The following is a 21255-nucleotide window of genomic DNA, read 5'->3' on the forward strand; positions in this document are numbered from 1 at the left end:
ACGAGGCCTGATCGGGAGTTTTACGGAGCCCTAAGTTGTTGAAAATAAGTATAGAACTTTTCTAGTTGGGGTTGGTTTGGGGTTGAAACCGCACCACCTCTGGTTTTTCAACCCCAGCCCCAATTTCTTTGACGATACATTGACGATACCGAAACGGGATTCTATACTGCATGTAGAGGTGACCTCAAATGTTGGCGACTTCTACATTCGTGAGCGCTGATCCCGCTCTCTTCAATCCCCAGTCTGGACGACTTGATGCCTCGCGTATTGCGAGCGAAATCCAACTGCCCGTCTCAACGATTGCTGAGGCCATCGGCAAGAAGGCTCCGAGCGTTCGCAAGCATCCCGACGCAAGCAGCCTGCAACCAGAGCTACGACGCGTTTACCGCATCTGGGTTGCAATCGTGGAACTTTACGCCGGGAACAAGAAAAGCGCACGGATCTTTCTGAACGCTCCAAACAAGCATCTCGAAAATCAGGCTCCCGTGGAATTCATCGAAAGCGGTGAGCTGAAGCCCTTGGAAGCACTGGTAGAAGCCATGACCACGAGGCAGCCAGCCTAACGAGGATAGTCTTGCATTCCACTGACCGACTCCTGCGAGCGCTAGAACACGCCCCGGTTCGGCCGTTCTCGGGATTCGTCTATCGAATCATTGCAGAGCGGCACCGCGATTCTCCTTTGTCCGCGATTGGCTCTGTCCGGTCAGGCGGTCGCTACAACCCCCCAAACACCTTCCCAGTTCTTTACTGCGCCGATAGCCAAATGACAGCCTTGCTGGAGGTTGAAGCCCTATTCACCACCTCCGACGGGCAGTTGAAGGGTAGCCCGCGGGACCCGGATCTTGTCTTGTCTCTGCGCTGCGATCTCGTCCGCGTGCTGGATCTAACGGATGACGCCTTTCTGGGAGAGCTGGGTACCTCCCAGGAAGAACTCGTGAGCCTCACGCCCTCTCGATTCATACTCAATGCCAGGGGCGAAGAGACCCCCACGCAGATTCTCGGAGCGGCTTGCTCTTTCAGTGGGAGCATTTCTGCATTGAAAGTCCCTAGCGCGGCCAACGGTCACGGCCATTGCCTCAACATTCTTCCAGACTCGTTGCTGTCTGGAGAGCAGATTATGATTCTGGACGACAGTGGAAGGATCAAAGCGCAGATTGATGGAGTGATCCCTCCACCGAAGCGGTTGGGCTGAGCATCTGAGGGCGTCGCACGATATGAATGGGACCAATACGAACTTTACTGAAATCGCCGGCCGCGACGCCTCGGCTGTCATTCGGGGTTTCGTGTTTCAGGTGAACCTGACTATCCTCCGCTGGATTGAACTCCCGGCTGATAGGCGCCTAGCGCTGGAGTGCGGCGAAGACATAGACACCGTCGAGAATGCATCGGATGATGGCCTGACCGCCGAAAAGAGACTTCTGGAGCAGATCAAAGTCCGTGACACGAGGTCTTTAACCCTTCGTACGCCCGAGGCTCTACAGTCGGTGGCGAACTTTTGCCGCCATCGGCAAAACAACCCTGGTATAGAGCTAGCGATGCGTTACGTCACGACTGCCGTAATCGCCGTTGAGCAAGACTGGCCACGAACTGAGGGCGCGATCGACACTTGGATGTCTGTTCGTCGTGGTGTGTTCAACGATAGCAACCGTGCTGATGCTATCGCAGCCATTCGCGCCTTCCTTGTTTCCTGCACCAAGCCTGATAAGACTTCTGACGAAGCGTGGCAAGCATTACAAGCCACCCTCACCTTGGATGAAGATTCTTTTCTGTCACAGCTCATCATGCCTTTCGAATGGGGCGCCGGGTACGGAAACTATCTCCAGATCGAGCAAGAGGCCATCGCTGCGCTTTCTACGAGCAGTTTCGCGCAGGATGGCACACCCGAGTCGGTCTTTGAACATCTCTTCGCCTATGTCTTTCGTGTCCTTTGCCGTCCCGGAGGAAAGGAGCTTACGGCCCACGTTCTGAAGACTGAGCTTGAAAGCCCCACAATCAGCCAATCGGACCGTGGCATTCTGCGTTTGTTGCGAGATGAATTCAGCGCGATTAAGGAAGATATCTCGGAAATCAAGATTGCCGTGCAGAGCCAGATGCACGCCTTTGGCGAGCTCACGAAGAAAGTCGAAACATTGAGCCAGCCGTTTGGCGTTGGTGCTCATTTTGCACTGATTGCTCCCGCGTTTTTATCCGATCCGCCAGAAGTCCTTTCCGGTGGCGCGCCAAGGAACAATGCGGTGCAAGGGATCGTCGATCTTCTCGACAACAAGCAGCCTGCCTTGATTTTGGGTGAGCCCGGTTCTGGAAAGACGCAACTCTCGCTGTTCGCCTCTGACCGCCTTCAGCGACGCACATTTTGGCTCAATATTCCTCGCGAGGCCTCGGAAGCTCAGGCTGACGGCATGCTGGAAGGGTTTCTTCGCTCTCTGCTTCCGGGCACCGAGCGGCTTCCGTTTCGGCAAATGTGTGAGCTAGCGTGCAAGCAACTTGACGCTGCGCTTGTGATCGTTGATGACCTGCCACGCATCATTCCACGCGGACAACTATCAACAAGGATCGAGACCTTTGCCAACAGCCTACGTGCTGTTGGCGGCTTACTGCTGATGTCCAGTTATTTCCCGCTGCCTGAAACGCTGACAGCTTCGATTAGTCTAGGCCGCTACGAGGTCAAACGGTTCGATGCCCAAGACGTACTGGAGCTACTCGCTGCTAATGCTGCGCCAACGGCGATTCGCACAGAACAAGTCGCCAATCTTCTGGTCACTCTGACTGAAGGCCTTCCGATGCTGGCGATGGCAGCCGTTCGCTACCTGAGAAGCAACACATGGAATTTCACCTATATAGAGCTGGAAGCCCTGTTCAAAGGCGAGTTTGCCACGGCACATCGCCGCGACGCCGTGAGCGTGTTGGAGTTCATTGTCAGAGATCAAGAGGAGCGCGAATTGCTAGCAAGGATGAGCTTGGCAATCGGAGACTTTTCAAGCGAGGACATCGCGAGAGTCGCACGCGTCCCACAAGGCATTCCTCTGGTCGGTGAGAAGATTGCGCGCGCAACCGGCGTGTGGCTGCAAAAGAATAGTGATGGCCGCTTCACTCGCTCCCCGCTCATCACTGCGGCATCGGCTGATGCGCTTGATCCAAAGACAAAGCGGGGTGTTCATTTTGCTCTTGCGATGCTGATCCTCGACCGCAAAGAATTGGCTCCCATCGAAGTCTTCACCTGCTTTAACCATCTCTTGATGGCGAAAACCACCGTGACGGCAGTGGTGATTCTGCTGCAGGCGCTTTCCTCTCTCCTTGAGATGGAAGACACCATCGAGGATGATTTCGGGTTCGCCAGAATGTGGACGGGCCTCACCGTTGACAATGAGATTCCGCTCGATCTTCTTCTCTATCTGAAGTCGATGCAAATCGCTGTACTAGCCAAACAGGGACGAGATCTCAGCGCCGGTCTCTCTCAACTCGACACAATGTTGGCAGCCGCCCCAAGCGGTAGCTGGGGCGCAGCGATGGCAGCGGCCACCATCGCGATCTACGTAGTTTGGCTATTTCCTTCCATCGCGAACAAATATCTTGTCGAGGCTCTCAGGCGGATGCCCGCCGCTCGATTGCCTGATGGATCATCGTTTCCGACGCCCGAGTATCCCCTTGAGATGATCCTTTGGATGTCGAGCTATACCGGTAAATCCGATGAGGATGCTGACTCTTGGATCGCAACGGTTGCCAAGCTCTCTCGTGAACAAATCGTTGTGCTTGAGTCTTCGGAAATGATGGAAGACAACGTGACGATTCTCTGCGACGGTATCTGGAGGCGAGAATTTGATAAGCCGGAGGCGGCACGCAATTGGCAGGCCGCTTCTGATCGACTCAAGCGGGTGGAAGCGGCGGGTGACGACATTGGATTCCCCTTGCTGTCGGCCGCAGCAATTCGTACCCAGATCGTTATTCTTGCCGAATGGGAACATCGGCTCGAAGACGCCGTTTCGCTAGCCGAATCGGCACTCAAACGGTTGGATAGGGCGGACTGCCAATTTCTGATACGAGAGGTTTCTGGCCGTCAGATTTCTTACGCCGGGCAAGGCGAACGGGCCATTCCGTGGCTTGAACGCGCCCTAAAGTGTGATGCCTTTCGCCATAGTCTCTGGCGGCGCGACGTCCTAATCACGCTGGCTGAGTTGAAAGGCCCCACATCGCGCCATGCCGCAGTGGAGCTCACTGCGCAAGCTATCGTAGTCGCGGAAGGTCCGCATCCGTATGACCTTGGGGTTGCTGAGGCGTTCGCTGAACACGGTATCGCTTTGTGGAAGGCCGAAGACCGGCGTTCGGCTTTCGCGGCTTTTGAGAATGCTGTTGATCGGTTTCTAAAGGCTCCATCCCAAGTCGAACTCTGGAAAGGTTCCTTCTTTCGGCTATTCGCTGCGCTCGTCTACTTCAGCGATGTGATGCAGCATGGAAAGCCGCGAGAAGGTCATCAGGAACCGGAACAGGCCTCATTTTTAGGAAGCCGCGATGCTCACCCGTCCTATAAAGACGAACAACAAAGCTATATCTGTTTGCGGCTCGCTATGTACGCCGATGGATTGGGTGATCTCGCCGGCGCCTCCAAATGGGTTTATCGTGCTATCGAACGTGCGTCGGAATTTCCGGAAGCATGGACGGGCCTGCGACTACAGTGCATCTTGGCGCTGCCTCAGGCGTTGCTCACAAACGACTTCGACAAGGCCGCAGAATTGGCCAGATTGGCCTCCGAACAAAACGCGGACAAGCTGATCGCCCTAGGCAGATCTCTGCCGGCTGAAGCGCAGAGGGAGTTCGTTGCGAAGGCTGCTGACATCGAGTCGGTTATGACAGGCGTGCCTACGGCAGCGCGCCATCAGGCCTTTCTCATGCATCCGTTCATTCCGCTTGCCATGAAGCTTGTGACGCTGAGTCTTGAAGGCGCTTCGCCCGGGCAGGTAGCGACCTATCTGTCGCAAATTGAAACCCACGTTCCGGTTACGTGTGCTCCAGCAGGATTTGTGAATGATCTTCGGAGGGCGCTCATAGCTCGGGATGACTGGCACACGCTGCAGCAGGAAGGATATGTTGCGATACCTGCGAACAACCTCATACACGGATATGTTTTAGTCCTCGGTGCTATGTACAACGCTCCGGTTGAAGCCGCGCTGGGGCTCCAGATCACATTGGCTGAACATCTGGAGGGATTTTTCGGAGCTGCGCCGTCGCTCTATCGCCACCTGATTGCGCCCATGTTTCGCGTTTACTGGGATCGGGCTACAGGCCAGTCGATGGCGCTCTTCAGAACGCCCCAGGCTTATACCAGACGACAGCTCCAACTCAGCGACGGAAGTCCTAGGGGTACCCGCCAACTTCTTGCGGCGATGGCGTCTTGCCTCGGCGTCGGATTGCCGCCCAAGATGGCGGAATGGCTCAGTAAATGAGCACCGGTGAGCTTCGCTCAGATGCTCGATAACGCCGCACTGCCTTTGCGCTGACGCACAAGAATACAAAAGCTAGCTTTTCATGCGGTTTTAGAAGCGCTTCTCTCCAATCGGCTCTCCAGCCGTGCTTTCGTCGGTCCAAGGATCGGTCCGAAACTTCACCGAACCGCTAAGGATGCCATTCTTGATTGTGAAGCTTCCCGAGATGCGCACGGAACCAAGATGCTGCATTGGACCGGGCAGATAGGCCTGCCGCTCTCCCAGAACAATCCAGCAAAGGCTCAGACCCTGCTTCTGACGCATTTCTTCGGTCATGTCGCTTCGCAGCAGCAGAGCCGCCGGTCCGTCATGGTAAGCGCTCGGGTCTTGCGTCAGCAACTCGCCGCTTGGCCCGTGGAAGTCGGCAGCGTCGCCTGACCAAGCCAAATTCATGGCCCCCACAATGGCTTCGTCTGGAAGATGCAATGTGAATCCATCATCCACGGAGCAATCGAAGCCCTTCGACCCCTGGTGATATTCGAAGGAAGATGTGCGAACGGACACCGGACACCCGTGAGCCGGTTGTACCCAACCATCGTTGCCGTAATAGGGAATGTTCGAATGTCTCCACGCTGGTGACCAGAGATATTCGCCTAAAAACAAATTGTGGGACGACGGAACGGTTGGCATCCACTGGCCCCAGAAGTCAACGCCTTCCGTCCACTTCACAAAGGCATCCACGTCATCATTCCGCACGAGAAAACTTCTGACGTGGCACCAGAATCGTCTGGATTCGACCTCGTCTCGATCCATCCCTTCCGGAGTGGGCCCGCCGCGGTCAAAAGAGAGGTCTGCGACAAGCCACGTACGGCCATAGGCATCCGTCTTCTGGATCAGGCTACCCATATCTGGAAAATCTGCGATGTTCTGGGCCCATGTTGGACCATCCTGTCCTTCGCCCCAATCGGGTTGGAATTGCGGTGCCCACCAGCCCTCCTGCGATTCTGAATCGCCTTTGGTGGAAAGAAACGAATGGGAAGTATCAATGTCGCGCGTACTGTCCTGCCAGGGCCCTTCATAGTGGTGCTTTACCTCGGACTGGCCAAGATCATCGCGATACTGGAAGTTGTCGGCGATCAGTGCGCAGGCTTCGTGATACGCAATCCATTGATACTTCTTTCCGATTCGTTCCGCCTTCGACGCGCTTCGACCGCTGTACCGGATGACGTGATGATCGAAGTATTCAAACCGCTTGGTCGTCCAGCCAAGATCGAAGACGCGCTTGACGATATACCGCTGAGTAAAGTGAAGATCGAACTTTGGCGCACGGGTCGCTTCCGGCGACCGGCGTGATTTCCAAAGACTCCGAAGCTCGTCAGCGCGTTCCGGATTGAGCTGGTTCAGCAACGCCGTCTGAGCTGTCTTCACCAGCTTCTCCGCGTCGCTGATAGCCGCGTCGAAGTCTTCGCTTTGTTCGCCTTCGTCATGGATGCCAAACCGCAGTTCGGCAAGAAACCTGTTGGAAGATGCTTCCGAATGCTTCGATTCTGCCGCTTCGTACTTTTCCCAAAAACCCGACAAGGTCGGATCGCACTCATCACGGAAACGTTGCAACCGTTCCGAGTAAGAGCGCCACTCCGGTTGATCAAGTCGGAGAGAGAGCCAATCGGTTGACCATGAATTCGTGCCGATCACATAACGACCGAAATCGTCGTGCAGAACGGAGCCTGTGATACGCCACGCTCCGAATGCCTCTTTGCCCCCCGCCTTGATCGACTCTTCCAGCTTCTCAATTGCCTTCTTCGAGGGGATTCGCGGCCACTTGCTTCCGTAAGGCGGTCGTACCCGCGCAAGAATTTGATCCGGTTGAGGCGACAAGACGTGCAGTCTCTCGATAGCGCCTCGCGCATAATCGCGCAGTAGATGGTGAGCTACGACAGGAGGAGTTGAGAACACTGTTTCCAGTACGGCATCTGCCAGAGGTTGTAGCCGCGCTGCATCACGCGAACGCATCGCAACACCGTAGGCGATGGCGAGTACGCGCTCCCGAATGTACAGATCATCGACCGTCGCAAATGCGCGGACAAGATCCGCTGCAGCTGGCTCCCGACCACGAAGCAAATTCGCGGCCGCCTTCGTCGCGCGATCACGCAAGAAGCGATTCGAACTGGACAGAAGCCATGCAAGCGTCACCGACGCAAGTCGAACTGACTCTTCCTCCACCACATCGACGCTCTTGAGTGAGAGCGCCCAGTCAATGATGCGATGGACGGCCGAGCGTTCATCTGCGTACAAAGAATGCAGCTTAACGGTCCACCACTCGTCTCGCTCCGGCATCTTTCTCTTTCGGAGTTGACGATCCAGGAAGTCCGCATTCCACGGATGGTCCGGAACGCTTGCTAGGGTTAGCACGATCTCCAGCGCCTTGGTCTGGTCCGAAACCCGAGCGATTGACTGGTTGAACCAGTCAATCGTCCGGTCAGTGAAAGCCTTTGGCGACCTCCAAATCAAACTCTGTATGTAGGCATGGGGCCACTGCCAATGCGAGGACACCGATGGGGCGAAGTCCAAAAGCTCTTGTTGCAGGGTTTCAGGTGCTTGGATGAAGAGCGATTCAAGCACTCCTGAAGTCAGGCGCTTGTCATCGTCGGTGAGAGGAGCCTCGATGGTGCGATTTGGGGCCTGTCTGACCTTCTCAAGAATCTGTTCTGCCGTGAAATGGTCTGTGAGCCGTTCGTATCCGAGATGGACGAACTCCTGCTCGACTCCATCTTGCATCGGCACCAGGTTCTCGACGAGCAAACCTTCGCCAACGAGGTTCTGGTAAAGCGAACTCTGAAAGCTGCGACCGGGCAGGAGTTCGTCCACGAGAGTGATCGTTTCGCTGCGAGAGAGCCACTGCTGGCGATGGGACGGGAAAGCGGCAACGAACAGCTTCAACGCCTTCTGCACAAGCTGTGCCTTCTCATCGAAGTCCAGAGACTTTGCAAGGCGTGAGTTGATCGCTCCTGTATACAACTGGAACACCTGAGTGATTCCATGGAAGCCGCGTGGCAGTCGGGTGTGTCCTGCTGCTTGCAGTCCCAGGCAGATGCTCTTCAGGAAGAGCGGGCTCCGATACTCAGGTGCGAGCAGGGGGGTAGACGGCAATTCGATGCCGTAATGCTTGAAAAATGTCTTCGAGGCGTCGTATTCGTGGTCGGCGAAGCCCTCGTGGGTCACCCGCGTTGCTGTTGCGATGACACCGGCAGGCAGCACGAGCTCTTCATAGCTGCTCCGAACGCTTACGGCGACAGCGATCCACGGCGACCTCGCAATCAATTTGAGGAACGCGCTCATGTGGTCCGGCCAGATCGCTCTTCCTGCGCCTTCATTAAGCGCGTCGATCATGACCATTACTCGTGCGTTGGCCGCTTGCGCTACACACTCCAATGCGTCCACAAAATCGCCCGCCGACCATTGCGCGAGATCCAGTTGCTGTAATGCCTGCGTCCAGGGTTCCGCAGGCATTACAAACCGTTGCCCCATGAGAAGTACTGTGGGCAGACCGGCCTTCTGACGTTTCAGCGCGAGGTCGCAGAAGAGATGCGTTTTGCCCATGCCCGCAGTTCCGTTCAACAGAAGCAGAACGCTCTGGGCCAGACTCTCCGTATGACCCAATGTCTCAGCGGCTTCGCCCAAATCGCGCTGAACGTCATAAAGCTTGTATCGAGTTGAGCGGAAGGGATTCTCCCGGTAGGATCGGTCCGCGCCTTCTCTCGGCTTCTCATCTTCGAGTCGTTCGCTTTCGCTCAGCTTCTCCAGCACGGAGTGAATCGCGGACTCTGCGGTTGCGATTTGGTCGAGGATGGGTTTGAACGAAATAGGCGAGGTCGGTTCGACGGAAATCTCCCGCAGCATTGCGATGACTGTCTCAACCGACGCGAGAACGTCTTCGACATTAGTACGCTGCTCCCCGAGCTTGTCGCGTCCATAGCTCGCCAAGCGGGCAACTTTGCTGATCTGGCTCGCAAATCGTTTCAAACGGCTCACCCATTCTGCCGTCCTGCCGAAAGCATCGAAGTCTGCCACGAGGGGCAATTCGACGTTGATTTCTTTGGTATACCGCGGCCCCGCTGTGACGATGGCTTCCTGAAGGCGCTTGTCAAACCAATCGGCGTCGAGAACCGCAGCATCGAACCAGAATCGCGCCAGACCGGCGTTTGCGGGAGAGGACAGCTTTTCGAGCATCTCGTGGCCGCCCCACCACTCGAACTCCACCGACATCCCTTTGTTGGCAGCCCAACCTTTCCACTTCGTGACGTGGTCCTGCCACTTCTCGAAGGCGCTCTTCTGTTTCGGGAGCCGCGCGTCCGGCAAGTCAACCGGAATGCATATGTAATACCGAACGAGCCTTGGGTGCTTTTCGAGTGCTGTCTTGATCGAACCGTCAACTTGCGACCAGTCCAGGCCTTCCTGCGACAGAAAGTATTTCGCTTGCCAAGCGATCTCGTCGCCCGAGGGCAATGTCCAGTAGCACTCGATCCCGGCGTCCGGTTTGCCTTTCCGGGTGAACTTGGTGCCCTGAGGCATTGTTTCCCGGCGCGCCAACTGGCTGGCGAACTCCTCGAAACCTTCCGTCTGCGAACCGTTCAGGGTCCAGATGTGCTTCCAGTTGATCTGCAAATCTCTTCTCCAATCGAAACTCGAACAGAAGACACGCTCCCATCATTCTCTTCCGTTTCGCTGTGTGGATGCACGGGGTTCTTCGGGAGGAGGTCTCCTCGCCGCGCTGCAGCCGCGTTTCGCGTCTTGGCTCCCACCTCTGCGGGCCTGTTCGAGGCTGTTACGAAACTCTGATTGCGAATCCTCGCAATCGAAACGGATCGCCACAGGAGGTAACGCGGCGATGCGACACAGCCTGAATTGTCATGAGGAGCAGGACTGGAATGCGGAAGTGCGTCTGGCTAGGGTCTGACTGCGTGGCGACCAAAGAGAATGACCGCAGAGCCAAGCAAACAGACTGCGGCTCCACTCAGGTCCCAAAGGTCCGGTCGGTTCTTCTCAACGACCCACATCCACACCAGGGCCGAACAGATGTAGATACTTCCGTAAGCCGCATAGGCGCGGCCCGCCTCACTGGAATCCACGCGGGTCAAAGCCATTGCGAAAAGGATGAGCGAGAGGACGCCCGGAGCCATCCATACCGGACTCTTATGAAGCCTGAAGTAGACCCAGAAAGCGAAGCAGCCGCCAATTTCGAGGAGCGATGCCACAACAAACCAGAACAAAGATTGCATTTCAGTCTTTCTCTGCTGAGGGGCCGCAGCACTTCGCGACTGCCTGATCGTTCAGACCGCCGATTTGGTGGAAGATTCCCTTACCGCAGGTTTCCAGAGTGTCACAGTGGCAATTGGTCATCATGTCTTTCAGCAGCCCCCGCATGAACTGGATTTCGCCCATCTTGGCATCGAGTTCTTTCATCTTTCGCGCTGACAGTTGCTTCCAACGCTCCGGTGCTGCAGTCCCAGGAACGAAGCCCGTGATCAATTCCTGGACCTCTTCCAAGGTGAATCCCGCCTGTTGGGCCCTCTGCACGATCGATAGCCGGTAGAAGACGCTGGTATCGTAGCGGCGCTGGCCGCCGACCCGTTCGGCAGGCTCTAGAAGCCCAATCTGCTCGTAGTACCTCAGGGCGGAGGTTCTGAGACCAACCTGCTTCGCCACCTGCGAAATCGTTAGAGAACCCATCTCTGGATTATCGCAGCTTGCCTTCAAGTTAACTTGAAGTTATAGCCTTGGACTTGTTATTCAGGATCACCCTGAACACATCACGGAGGTTCGATGAAACGCATCCTGCTTGCAGTCTCTGCCCTAACGTTGACGGCTATCGTCATCGCTGCAGCACCTTTGGTGGGCGCTCGCGCTGCCGGAATTACACAGTTGCCAGAGACGACGTTGACCGATCACGGAAAGCCCGTCACGATCCATTCGGCGGATGCTCCGGTCACCGCTCTGATTTTCGTCTCGACGACGTGCGAGGTCACCGCCGCCTACAGCGCTCGGCTCGAAGAACTCTTCGCTGACTATTCCGGTAAGAAAGTACAGTTTGTCTTTGTCGATTCGAATGCGAATGAGACGACGGCGGATGTCGATACGTACAGCAGGGCTCGGGGCTGGAAGTTTCGGGTTTACCAGGATGAGGCGAACCGTCTCGCCGACAAGCTCGATGCTCATGTGACCCCCGAAGTCTATCTTTTCGATAAGACGGGCACTCTCCGCTATCACGGCCGTGTCGATGATTCGCGACCGGGTACGAAGATCACGTCGCGCGACACACGGACGGCGCTCGATGCGCTGCTCAGTGGAAAGCCCGTACCGGTCGCCGAGACCAAGGCGTTTGGCTGCACGATTTCTCGCGTGAAGAGCTAGCCATGAATCTCCTTACACCGTTCGCCCATTTGTTGTTGATGATGTCGCTTCTGCCCCTGAATCAGGCTGGACTCAAGAAGGCGGTTGCTTCCGAACGAGGCAAAGTCGTCGTGGTCAATATGTGGGCGACGTGGTGCGCTCCATGCAAAGCAGAGATGCCATCGCTTGTTTCATTTGAGAAGCGACACGCTGGCCAGAAGGTGAAGCTGATTCTCGTTTCAGCCAATGAGCCGGAGGAGGAGAAAGCTGCGACGAAGTTTCTCGCAGCCTCCGGCTTCAGCGCAGTCTCCTATATCAAGCAAACGAAGGATGATCAAAAGTTCATTGATTCGTTGAACCCGAAGTGGAGTGGCGCCCTACCCGCGACGTTTGTGTATAACCGTTCGGGCAAGCTCGTGAAGTCATTCTTTGGCATCGTTGATATGAACCAACTCGAAGCTGTGATCAAGCCATTGTGATGCCGAGGCAATCGCGGTGAATTCCTGAACTATGGAGTAACAATGAAACGTCTTTCAATCGCTACTTGCCTCATATTTGCCGCAGGGGTTTTCTTCATGACCGTTCCCGTCGATGCGCAAACACCGTCAGCCGAGAAGAAGACTGTTGTCTTCGCCTGCAACATGAAGGCCATGACTCCAGCGCAACGGAAGCGGCACTCCGAAGTACTTTCCCCCGCTCTGGTCACGGCAAAGCGCCAGAGTAGTGAAATTAGCAATGGATACGCGTTCCAATTTCCATCCGATGCCAAGACGTTTGCCACGGTCTCGGAATGGATTGGAAATGAGCGGCTGTGCTGCCCGTTCTTCGAGTTCGATGTGCATGTCGGTGACAGCACCGAACCGTTGAGGCTGCAGATAACCGGACCGGACGGCGTCAAGCAATTCATTAGGGCTGAACTTCCTGGGCTGGTCGGCTAATGCGTCTGACGTCCGTTCGCGATGCTGCTCTAGCCTGTTCTCTTCTGATTGCGCCCGGGCTGACACATGCCGCGCCCATCACCGCGGGACATGTTGCTCCTCCCTTCGTCTTACGGCAGGCGGACGGCAAAGCCGTCAGTCTGTCTTCTTACAAAGGCAAGGTCATCCTCCTCAACTTTTGGGCAACCTGGTGCGCTCCATGCCGGGTCGAGATGCCGTGGTTCGAGGAGTTCTCAAAAAGTTACGGCGGTAAGGGCTTCGCGGTTCTCGGGGTATCGCTCGACGATGGCGGCTGGAAGGAGGTTCAACCTACGGTGACGAAGTTGAGGATTTCCTACCCGATCGTGCTTGGAGACAAGCGCACGATGAAGCTGTACGGGATGGGTGAGCAGCTGCCCGCCACATTCTTGATCGACCGGACAGGCAAGATTCAGACCGTGAAAATTGGCTTTGGCGATAAGAAGGAATTTGAACAAACGATTAGCCAATTGCTTAAAGAGCATTGACTTCGAAGGATGCAAGGATCAACGCCAGCCCAGCGATCTTGGTCTCTAGTGCTCTTTTACTTGCCTAGCCTCTCCGATTGAATCAACTCCGACACTCTGGCCTTCACGTCATCTCGGATCGCTTTAACCTCATCCGTAGGTAAACCTTTCGGATCACGCAGGGGCCAGTCATCCCTGCGAAGGCCAGGGACATACGGGCATTTGTCACCGCAGCCCATCGTGATCAGGACTGAAGCGTCTTCCGCAAGTTCCTGTGTCACCTTTTCGAGGTGTCGAGTTGCTTAGGTCAATCCCGACTTCCTGCATGACGGAAAGGACCTCTGGATGCACTCTCAAGCCCGGTTCAGTTCCTGCCGATATGGCTTCTGCTTTGGCGGGGTCGGCGAACTCGTTGAAGAAAGCCGCCGCCATCTGGGCGCGACCGGCGTTGTGGAGGCAGGCGAAGATTATCTTTTTCATTCCATTTCCTTCGAGATTCGTTCCATCGGAATGTTGCTCCCCTGCCATGGCTGGCTACTCCAACGGAGAGCATTTCGCGGAGTGTGAGGTGGCGGGCATCCTGCCCTATGTTCCTGTCATGCGTACTGTCAACAATCAGGGAGGCGGCGGTTTATATGGGCGGAACGACTTCCGCTACGACGCCGATAGCGACACGTACATCTGTCCGGGCGAAAAGAGGCTCTTCCGAAAACACACCAATCACAAAGATTGGAGCCTGTGTGCAACGTGCTTTCAGTGAACAAGAGCCGCAATCAGACGCAAAGGCTTTGTACATGGTGTAACGGAATGCCAAACCGAGGAGAACAATGAACTTCAAAAGCAAGTGGCCATCCGCATCGCTGGCATGTGTCATTTGTCGATGCCTCGGTAGGCTTTGCGACACCGGCCAGCTGATCGAATCGCAGGACAAAACCGGCTTCTTTATCGGGCCGAAATCCTCGCCATTGGAAACGGAATCAGCCACGGAGAAACACCCAGAGCAAGCGCTCCGCGCCCCCTGGGCCGCGCAGGGAGTGCCGAAGGAAGAACAGGAGCGATTGCTTGCTGGAGTGACCGTAAAAGCTCAGCCTGGCGCACAGGTTCGGCCATTCCGACTCCCTGACCAGACCTCTGACGTTTTGCATGTCTGAGGGGCGGCATTCGTGCCGCCTCTCGTCTTTGTGCGCGCACAAAATTTCGCAGGGAGACACCGCTTCGGTTTCTCCCTGCACCCACGTCCCGCCAGCGGCCTTCGCTCGCCGGATTGCGGCAGGAAGACGTTCCCCCTTCCTGCACCTTTCCCCTCGGATTGCCTGCGGCGCTGAGCCGAAATAAGCCACTTATCAGCGCTACTGATAAGCAAACCCTTCCCATTTATTGGACTCATCGCGCCGAACGATTCTACGTTGACGCATATCGCAACCGATTCCACGGTTGATCGAGGTGCCAATGCAGATCAAAGTCAGGCTCGTTTCCAGGCCCATCCAGAGGTGGGCAAGACACTTCCTCAAACAGACACTACCCCGTGCTGTGCGCGTGGTGGGGCCGACTCTGGTCGCCCTCACATTCGCCGGCGTCGCCCATGCGCAAGGGACGATGGACTTCTCCGGCGCACAAACGCTCATGGGAACGTTTAAAACAGCGCCGTGAGCAGGCCATCGCGAACGCGTCCGGGTTGCGCGTACTCAGTGCCATCGCCGACGCCGTGCCTGTCCGCTTGTTGAAGCGTGACCTGTTCTTTGTTCTGGAGCGACTGATCGCCCTGATGGACGAGAACCGCATCGCAACGCTTGCCCGGCAGCACGGCATCCGTCAGAAGCGCGATGATGGCGGTCTGAGCAAGACCCTGATCGCGTTCACCCGTCGTGCCGATGAGGGAACGCTCTCCCGGATGATGGTCGAAACCACCATCCTGCTTGTCTCCGCTCGTCAGAACGGAACGACCGTCCTTCGCGATGCGGCCACGGTCTACAAGGTGGACACCGATGCCATTACCCAGAAGGTGAAGCAGGAGTTTGCAGCCAAGGTTAGGGCGAAGAATGACCCCACGCCCGAAGTCAAAGCCAAGAAAGCAGCCTAGACGTCACCGCTTCAGGAGGCGGCGAACCTGCCGCCTCACATTTTCTACCTGTTTCAAAATCGAGCAGGGAGAACCCCCTTCGGTTTCTCCCTGCATCCTCATCCCGCTTTTATCCGGCCCCCGCTCGCCGGCTGCGCGGCAGGACGACGTTCCCCCTTCCTGCACTTTGCCCCTTTTCTGCCTGCTGCCGCTACCTTTCAGAAACGGTTGTCGATGCGGGACTACTCTTCGTGGAGTCTAGGATTAGTGCCTCAGGACTGGCTGAATTGCGAATCGAACTTCGGATTGAAGAGGTATTTTCGTGACGCATAGTCCCCCAAACTGAAATAGAAAATGCCTTTCAACCATTGGGTGCTGGGATCGTTGAACACCGAGTTGTCCCAGTCATAGCCACTAGACAGCACCTTTCCGCTTTCGTGCCCGACTTTGAGTTGATAGCCGCCGGATAGCGAGGACAACACGGCGAAATCACCCGCAATCGTCACATCATTGAGTTCAATGACGGCAAAGTTCTCACGCGGCTTTGAGAGTTGATTCTGTTTTGCGATTTTGCGCAGAAGCTTTTGGCGGATCGAAGCCATCGCAGTCTGGGTATGGGTCGTTACGCTATAGACGGTCGGTGTCCCGTCCTCGCTGGGGCGCGGGAACAAAGGCATCACGCAGAACACTTCCAAGAACATCTTCGATCCGTCCAGCCGCTCGACGATGATGTCTGCCTCCGCCTCTTCGAGATGAATACCTCGTATCAAGCCTTCATGGACTGCACGAACGTAGGCACGATATACGATGACCTCTGAGAAGATGGCTTCGCAGTTCCGCCACTCCTTTGAAGCTTCGCGAAACCGCTTGGCGTAGGACCTCGCGTGTTGCCCGTTGTAGTCATGGATGTCGTTTAGGTCTTCCAGCAATCGCACGTAGTTTCGATAGTGGTTCAGGCACCCCGCTTCTTGCGCTCGGTAGTAGCCGTGCCTCTGCCGTTGGAAGTAATCGCACTTCAAGAGATCGGGAAGCGCAAACTCGCTCTCGCGCTCGGTCACGATGTCCGATGCGATGAAACGGCTTGCGTCTTCCATTTCGCCGATCTTCTTCATGTCAGTGCACCTCCCTCGTTTGCTACCTCAGGCCCTACTGATTGAGTGTCCGCCATCCCAAACTCGTCCGTCATCTCTTTGGTGGGTAGGTCGAGCATAGCGACGTGTTTCAGCGTATGCCGTGTGCCTTGCGAGATATAGGAGCTGCCTGCCTCAAACGGCTTACTCAATTGCTTGTCATCACGATCCGTTGTTGCAGGATGTCGCGCAAGCAATCTTTCGAAGCCACGACAGCCCACGCTCACGTGTCCCTATGCTCATGCTCACAAGAGGTGTCACTACATAGGGCTTCCAAGCCTTACGCTGTTGCTGCTCCTGGAAGCGTGCGTTCAGATATCCTGCAGATGCTCGCTGTGTTCTGTGGCTGCATGGTTCCTCTGGCCCTGTTTATGCAAAAGCCTCCAAGGAACACGTCGGCTGCAGTTCACTAAGCGTAACAAGGAAGTTGACGGGCTCTATCAGGCGAAACGCAGTCCCGACAGCGCCATTGTTCCTTGCAGCAGGCTGTCATTAGGTCCCCAGCGCGCTATTCCGAAAAAGCATATCGAAAAGCTGGCCGGCAATTTTTCGCACGGCACCGGAGTCGACAATGTTGGGATCGAATCTGCACTCCAGTTGCAATGCGGTCAACATCGAAAAGCCGGTGTGTACCGCGATGGTACGACTGATTGCTTCTTTGTTTCTGGAGGCCGGCCCCAAGAGGTTGGAATATGCTTCTTCCTCGTTAACAGGAACGATGCTTTCGTAGACCTTTCGAAAGCGCTCCTGTGATTCCGGGTTTCGCACTGAGTATAGGCGGAACTCTAAGAGAAGAAAGCCCCAGGTGTCGTCCGTCGCGAAGTCGAGGAAGTATTTTCGGAAAGCGTCAAGGTTCCCCTCAATGGTGGAAGAGTGCTCCATGAACTTCCTCATAATCGCTCGACGTCGCAAGGCATGATCTTGCACAAGAGCAAGGAAAACGTCTTCCTTGCTCTTGAACTGTGCGTAGATCGCGCCCTTGGTGCGGCCGGCCAACCGAGCGATCTCTCCCAATTCGGCTTTCTCGTATCCGTCGCGAACGAAGATGCGTTCCGCCGCTCGTAGCAACAGTTCGCGTGTCTCTTGTGTTTTCATCCCATGCTTCGTGGGCTTGCCCGAGTCTTCTGGCTTGCTCACGGTGCCGGGCAAAGCACGGTAGCGCATCTGTGAGTTGAAACTGACATCGGTTGCGGTATGTCTGGCAGTAGGCATAGTTCCTAGTGGTGCTCCTTCAGGAGAAGAAAAACTTGGGCAACTAAAGAGCATGGGGAGGAGTGGGAGCGTTTAAGGAACCACCCCGATTGAATTGCTTGAGATCGTTGACGTAGAGCTTCGCCAGTCTCTTTGCGACGCTGTCGGCGATGGTTAGGCTTTCGGATTCGCCACGCACCGTGGCTTTGAGCGGCTCCGTTTTATTGAAATGCCCCGACACATCGGTGATGGTCGCATCGAAGACGAGTTGCGTCGTCTTCGCGAAGAAGCCGATAGGACCCATGGAAGCACGAGCTACTTGGTTGCCGGGCTTGAAGCTGACGACGGAAATAGAGATCGTGAATTGCGGGCAGACGGGCTGGGTGTCCGGTTCTCCTGCACGGTAGACATGAGTGACACCTTGCACCTTCTTGAGTCGGTCGATGATGTGCTCATAGACAGCGGCGCGATAGGCTGCTGGCACGTCTGCTTCGGTCCATGTGGGAGGGGAAACGAGCACCGCTCCTGCAAGTCCGCTGGCACCTTGGCAGGAGATCGAAGGCTTAGGAGCAGATACGGCCATCGCAATCGGATCGTTCAACGAAGGCACTGCAAGGGTGGAACTCTCCATCACGTGCGCAGCATCTGCGGCAGGGAGGAAGAAGACGGCTCCATGATATGCGCCCCGGATGTCATGAAACTCCACCGTGAGCTCGTTCACCTTATGGTGCATGACCGTTGCCGCTGCCAGTCCACCGCCATTTGGAATCACCATGCGAACGATCCGTCCCGTGGTGCCCCACAACTCGACGCGCTCGTTTGCGCTGCTGACCGCTGCGATTTCGGCCCAGGGCACGTCATAGCGCCCGGACTTCGCGCTGAACGCGATCCCGTGATTGTCGACGGTTAAGGAACCTTTAGCTTTGGGCTTCAGTTCAGGCAAACCGTATGCGTGCTGAACGTTTGGAGCCGTCCACGACGGAATAGACACGAGGGCCACGGGTTGCGTCGGTTCGGATGTCTGCGTGCTTTGTGCGATGCCCATAGTGGTTGTGAACGCAAGAAGGAGTGACGGAAAACGGATTATATTCAAGATACACCTCGATGATACGTACTGGTAGGTACTTTGGTGGACGGTTTTGTTCACGCTGAATGTTTAAGGCGCAGTTGTTTCTTACCCGAAGAGCGATGTTGGGTTGTAGTCGACGAATCCGCTAGAAGTTGAAGACAACGCCCGCCGTTGGAACGAGGGTCTGGGCATACTTATCGAGCTTTGGAGACCCGGAGCCAAAGGCTGGGGCCTTGTACAGGTAGTTCTTTCCTTGCAGACGAAGCGCGAGATGCCTGCTCATTGGGACGTCTATGCCGCCTCCGAATGCGATCACGGGAGCCATCTGCGATTCAAAGGACGTTGCGTTCGGTTGAACAAAGAACATCTCCCCGCCGCCGACATACAGAAATGAATTGAACCGTCTTGTCAGGGGGTTCGGAAGGTTGATGACGGCACCACCCGTCAGGGTATGGACGTCGGACTTGAGCCGGAACGTACTCGTGGAAGTCAGGAACTTTTGCGAGTTCCTGAAGTAGTCGTAGTCCGCCTCGACGCCTAACCAATGGTTGAAGTTGAATCGATAGCTGCCCTCCGCCAACCCCGCCGATGTGGGGTCATAGGTCAAACCATTGCTCGTGATCTTGCGCGTGATACTGCCGCCGACGCTGACGGCAATCTGCTGCCGTGCGGCGCGTTCGGCCGTATAGGTGGCCTGGCCGTGCAAGGCGGAAGAAAAAAGAAAGATTGCGATGGAGGCTAAGAGCTTGTTCTGCATCAGTGTCCCCTTTTGAAAGGAATAGAATTTTCAGTCGCCATAATACGTACTGGTAGGTATTAGAAGCGATGGGCGGCAGTTTGATTCAGCAATTTGGAAATTGTTTAATCGGGGCTCCGCAGTAACTCTGTCGTCCCGTTCGGTGAGTTCGGTTGATCCGCTAGGTATTGATGGATCAACGAAATGGCAATGCTGCCTTCGCCAACGGCGCTAGCCACGCGTTTCACCGATCCATGACGCACGTCTCCTGCGCAAAAAAAACCGGGGAGACTTGTTTCAAGGTGGAAGGGCGGAGCGCCTTTGCTGCGATGCCCAGCCTCCCTCAGATCCCGACCGGTTAGGACGAATCCGTCCTCGTCCCGCTCGATGGACATGGACAGCCAATCTGTTTTGGCCTCTGCTCCAATCATGATGTACATCGTGTCAACGGGATGTTCGAGTTCATCAGCAGTGGTGCTATTGCGCGTCTGAACAGAGTGCAAGCGCCCCATCCCGTTCACGGCATAGACGGTTGTTTCGCACTCGACATCGATGTTGCTTCGGCTAGTGATCTGGCGCACGAGGTATTCCGACATGCTTGTTTCCAAGCGCGTCCCTCGAACTACGATCGTTACTTTCTTGGCATACCGGGAGACATAGAGTGCGGCCTGCCCTGCGGAATTGCCTCCACCAACGATGAAGACCGTCTTACCGGTCACGTGCGGCGGTTCGATCGAGCCACTTCCGTAATAGCAACCTCTTCCGACTAAGCGGTCCAGCCCTGCGGCTTCTAAGCGGCGCCACTCCACTCCCGTAGTCAGTAATACAGTCCGAGCTTGAATGACATCTCCGCCATCAAGAATGAGGCAGAAAGAACCGTCGTCGTTCTTTCGAACTTGCTGAACTTCGCGGGTCAGGACGATCTCGGCTCCAAAGCGCTGCGCTTGCTTCTCAGCGCGCCCGCTCAGATCGTCCCCCGAAATGCCACTGGAGAATCCCAGATAGTTCTCGATCCGCGAAGAGGTTCCGGCCTGGCCTCCCACGGCATGCCGTTCGATCAGGGCAACGGAGAGTCCCTCCGAACCACCATAGACAGCGGCTGCAAGGCCCGCAGGTCCTCCGCCGATCACCACCAGGTCATAGACCCGTTGGGAAGGGACAGTCCTTATGGCAAGGGCTTCTGCGAGTTCTCTTGGCGAAACGGTGCAAGCCATCCACTGTTGTCCGTCCACAACAACACACGGGTTGATGTAGTCGGCAGGGACGCACGATGGGACTGCGTCCGGATGTCGCGTTCGGTCGACCCACGCGTAAGGTACGCGGTTCAGTTTGAGGAAGGTCCGGAGCTCCGCCAAGTCGGTGATGCGGCCTGCCCCAACCAACACGACGCGTGCGGAAGGAAGATCTCTCGCGTATCGCTCACTTGTGAGGAGTCGCTCTCGTAACGTGGTCAGGATCGTCACGCCACACTGGGATGGTCCCTGAACGAGTGTCTGAAGCTGTTGGGAAGAAAATTGCACGACGCGGGAGGGGCCAACGGCCCGAATCGAGGAGAGGGAGGGGATTTGAAACAATGCTCCCGCCTCGCCGAAGAATTCTCCTGGGCCAAAGCGCGCCACGCGAACCTTCTGGCCAAGCACCTCCTTCGTCAGCTCAAGCTCGCCCGCAAGCACAACAAAGAACTCCAGCGTCTCACCTTCCCGGACCAGCCACTCGCCGCCGTCGAGAATCACATCGGCAACACATTCGGATAGTTCTCGAAGACTCTCCTCATCGAGATCGGAGAAGAGACTCAACTCTTTCAATACATCGGGGTGGATCATGGGTCAGTCCTCATCTA

General features: G+C 56.0%; 18 protein-coding genes. 8 read left to right on the forward strand and 10 right to left on the reverse strand.

Annotated features, from left to right (window positions below; translation table 11 throughout):
- Window positions 1–209 precede the first annotated feature (209 nt).
- The 3 genes from AB6729_RS05240 to AB6729_RS05250 are packed head-to-tail and all read left to right on the forward strand — an operon-like array spanning window position 210 to window position 5438.
- Window positions 210–563, forward strand: a complete 354-nt coding sequence (locus tag AB6729_RS05240) for a hypothetical protein (RefSeq protein WP_371080514.1) — start codon at window positions 210–212, stop codon at window positions 561–563.
- 11 nt (window positions 564–574) lie between these two features.
- Window positions 575–1192, forward strand: a complete 618-nt coding sequence (locus tag AB6729_RS05245; RefSeq protein ID WP_371080515.1) for an RES family NAD+ phosphorylase — start codon at window positions 575–577, stop codon at window positions 1190–1192.
- Window positions 1193–1214: 22 nt separating this feature from the next.
- The gene (locus AB6729_RS05250) at window positions 1215–5438 is read left to right on the forward strand and encodes an ATP-binding protein (RefSeq protein ID WP_371080516.1); all 4224 of its coding nucleotides are present in this window, start codon (window positions 1215–1217) and stop codon (window positions 5436–5438) included.
- A 90-nt stretch (window positions 5439–5528) separates the two neighbouring features.
- Here the strand turns inward: AB6729_RS05250 and avs2 are convergent, their stop codons facing one another.
- The 3 genes from avs2 to AB6729_RS05265 form a co-directional block, all read right to left on the reverse strand.
- On the reverse strand, window positions 5529–10082 hold the full coding sequence (gene avs2, locus AB6729_RS05255) for an AVAST type 2 anti-phage system protein Avs2 (RefSeq protein WP_371080517.1): 4554 nt from the start codon (window positions 10080–10082) through the stop codon (window positions 5529–5531).
- A 281-nt stretch (window positions 10083–10363) separates the two neighbouring features.
- The gene (locus AB6729_RS05260) at window positions 10364–10696 is read right to left on the reverse strand and encodes a YnfA family protein (protein ID WP_371080518.1); all 333 of its coding nucleotides are present in this window, start codon (window positions 10694–10696) and stop codon (window positions 10364–10366) included.
- A 1-nt stretch (window position 10697) separates the two neighbouring features.
- The gene (locus tag AB6729_RS05265) at window positions 10698–11147 is read right to left on the reverse strand and encodes a MerR family transcriptional regulator (protein ID WP_371080519.1); all 450 of its coding nucleotides are present in this window, start codon (window positions 11145–11147) and stop codon (window positions 10698–10700) included.
- Between the two features lie 93 nt (window positions 11148–11240).
- Between AB6729_RS05265 and AB6729_RS05270 the strand changes: the two genes are divergently transcribed.
- The 4 genes from AB6729_RS05270 to AB6729_RS05285 are packed head-to-tail and all read left to right on the forward strand — an operon-like array spanning window position 11241 to window position 13251.
- Window positions 11241–11828: a redoxin domain-containing protein gene (locus AB6729_RS05270; protein ID WP_371080521.1), complete on the forward strand. Its 588-nt coding sequence runs from the start codon at window positions 11241–11243 to the stop codon at window positions 11826–11828.
- A 2-nt stretch (window positions 11829–11830) separates the two neighbouring features.
- Window positions 11831–12286: a TlpA family protein disulfide reductase gene (locus tag AB6729_RS05275; RefSeq protein WP_371080522.1), complete on the forward strand. Its 456-nt coding sequence runs from the start codon at window positions 11831–11833 to the stop codon at window positions 12284–12286.
- A 42-nt stretch (window positions 12287–12328) separates the two neighbouring features.
- A complete protein-coding gene (locus AB6729_RS05280) occupies window positions 12329–12745 on the forward strand; it encodes a hypothetical protein (RefSeq protein ID WP_371080523.1) in 417 nt (138 codons plus the stop codon).
- Window positions 12745–13251: a TlpA disulfide reductase family protein gene (locus AB6729_RS05285; protein WP_371080524.1), complete on the forward strand. Its 507-nt coding sequence runs from the start codon at window positions 12745–12747 to the stop codon at window positions 13249–13251. The genes AB6729_RS05280 and AB6729_RS05285 overlap by 1 nt, the downstream gene beginning before the upstream one ends.
- 204 nt (window positions 13252–13455) lie before the next feature.
- On the opposite strand, the gene AB6729_RS05290 is transcribed toward AB6729_RS05285, so the two are convergent.
- Together AB6729_RS05290 and AB6729_RS05295 are read right to left on the reverse strand one after the other, a co-directional pair.
- The gene (locus AB6729_RS05290) at window positions 13456–13758 is read right to left on the reverse strand and encodes a low molecular weight phosphatase family protein (protein ID WP_371080525.1); all 303 of its coding nucleotides are present in this window, start codon (window positions 13756–13758) and stop codon (window positions 13456–13458) included.
- 103 nt (window positions 13759–13861) lie between these two features.
- Complete coding sequence (locus AB6729_RS05295) at window positions 13862–14215, reverse strand: hypothetical protein (protein ID WP_371080526.1); 354 nt, start codon at window positions 14213–14215, stop codon at window positions 13862–13864.
- Window positions 14216–14812: 597 nt separating this feature from the next.
- On the opposite strand from AB6729_RS05295, the gene AB6729_RS05300 reads away from it, so the two are divergent.
- On the forward strand, window positions 14813–15310 hold the full coding sequence (locus tag AB6729_RS05300; RefSeq protein WP_371080528.1) for a hypothetical protein: 498 nt from the start codon (window positions 14813–14815) through the stop codon (window positions 15308–15310).
- 251 nt (window positions 15311–15561) lie between these two features.
- On the opposite strand, the gene AB6729_RS05305 is transcribed toward AB6729_RS05300, so the two are convergent.
- The 5 genes from AB6729_RS05305 to AB6729_RS05325 all read right to left on the reverse strand — a co-directional run bounded on the left by AB6729_RS05305 (window position 15562) and on the right by AB6729_RS05325 (window position 21238).
- The gene (locus tag AB6729_RS05305) at window positions 15562–16401 is read right to left on the reverse strand and encodes a hypothetical protein (protein WP_371080529.1); all 840 of its coding nucleotides are present in this window, start codon (window positions 16399–16401) and stop codon (window positions 15562–15564) included.
- 510 nt (window positions 16402–16911) lie between these two features.
- Window positions 16912–17631 carry a TetR/AcrR family transcriptional regulator gene (locus AB6729_RS05310; protein ID WP_371080530.1) on the reverse strand — a complete coding sequence of 240 codons (720 nt, stop codon included), beginning with the start codon at window positions 17629–17631 and terminating at the stop codon, window positions 16912–16914.
- A gap of 43 nt (window positions 17632–17674) precedes the next feature.
- The gene (locus tag AB6729_RS05315; protein ID WP_371080531.1) at window positions 17675–18553 is read right to left on the reverse strand and encodes a hypothetical protein; all 879 of its coding nucleotides are present in this window, start codon (window positions 18551–18553) and stop codon (window positions 17675–17677) included.
- Window positions 18554–18824: 271 nt separating this feature from the next.
- Window positions 18825–19436, reverse strand: coding sequence for an outer membrane protein (locus AB6729_RS05320; RefSeq protein ID WP_371080532.1), 612 nt, complete (start codon window positions 19434–19436; stop codon window positions 18825–18827).
- 104 nt (window positions 19437–19540) lie between these two features.
- Window positions 19541–21238, reverse strand: coding sequence for an FAD-dependent oxidoreductase (locus AB6729_RS05325; protein ID WP_371080533.1), 1698 nt, complete (start codon window positions 21236–21238; stop codon window positions 19541–19543).
- Window positions 21239–21255: the final 17 nt, after the last annotated feature.

Origin of the sequence: Terriglobus sp. RCC_193, from assembly GCF_041355105.1 — a bacterium.
GTDB lineage: Bacteria > Acidobacteriota > Terriglobia > Terriglobales > Acidobacteriaceae > Terriglobus.

Excerpts from the sequence above, each read along its gene's own strand:
- AB6729_RS05250 (WP_371080516.1), top strand. The coding sequence starts at position 1,215 with ATGAATGGGACCAATACGAACTTTACTGAAATCGCCGGCCGCGACGCC.
- AB6729_RS05260 (WP_371080518.1), bottom strand. The coding sequence starts at position 10,696 with ATGCAATCTTTGTTCTGGTTTGTTGTGGCATCGCTCCTCGAAATTGGC.
- AB6729_RS05265 (WP_371080519.1), bottom strand. The coding sequence starts at position 11,147 with ATGGGTTCTCTAACGATTTCGCAGGTGGCGAAGCAGGTTGGTCTCAGA.
- AB6729_RS05270 (WP_371080521.1), top strand. The coding sequence starts at position 11,241 with ATGAAACGCATCCTGCTTGCAGTCTCTGCCCTAACGTTGACGGCTATC.
- AB6729_RS05275 (WP_371080522.1), top strand. The coding sequence starts at position 11,831 with ATGAATCTCCTTACACCGTTCGCCCATTTGTTGTTGATGATGTCGCTT.
- AB6729_RS05280 (WP_371080523.1), top strand. The coding sequence starts at position 12,329 with ATGAAACGTCTTTCAATCGCTACTTGCCTCATATTTGCCGCAGGGGTT.
- AB6729_RS05285 (WP_371080524.1), top strand. The coding sequence starts at position 12,745 with ATGCGTCTGACGTCCGTTCGCGATGCTGCTCTAGCCTGTTCTCTTCTG.
- AB6729_RS05290 (WP_371080525.1), bottom strand. The coding sequence starts at position 13,758 with ATGGCAGGGGAGCAACATTCCGATGGAACGAATCTCGAAGGAAATGGA.
- AB6729_RS05300 (WP_371080528.1), top strand. The coding sequence starts at position 14,813 with ATGCGCAAGGGACGATGGACTTCTCCGGCGCACAAACGCTCATGGGAA.
- AB6729_RS05305 (WP_371080529.1), bottom strand. The coding sequence starts at position 16,401 with ATGAAGAAGATCGGCGAAATGGAAGACGCAAGCCGTTTCATCGCATCG.
- AB6729_RS05310 (WP_371080530.1), bottom strand. The coding sequence starts at position 17,631 with ATGCCTACTGCCAGACATACCGCAACCGATGTCAGTTTCAACTCACAG.
- AB6729_RS05320 (WP_371080532.1), bottom strand. The coding sequence starts at position 19,436 with ATGCAGAACAAGCTCTTAGCCTCCATCGCAATCTTTCTTTTTTCTTCC.
- AB6729_RS05325 (WP_371080533.1), bottom strand. The coding sequence starts at position 21,238 with ATGATCCACCCCGATGTATTGAAAGAGTTGAGTCTCTTCTCCGATCTC.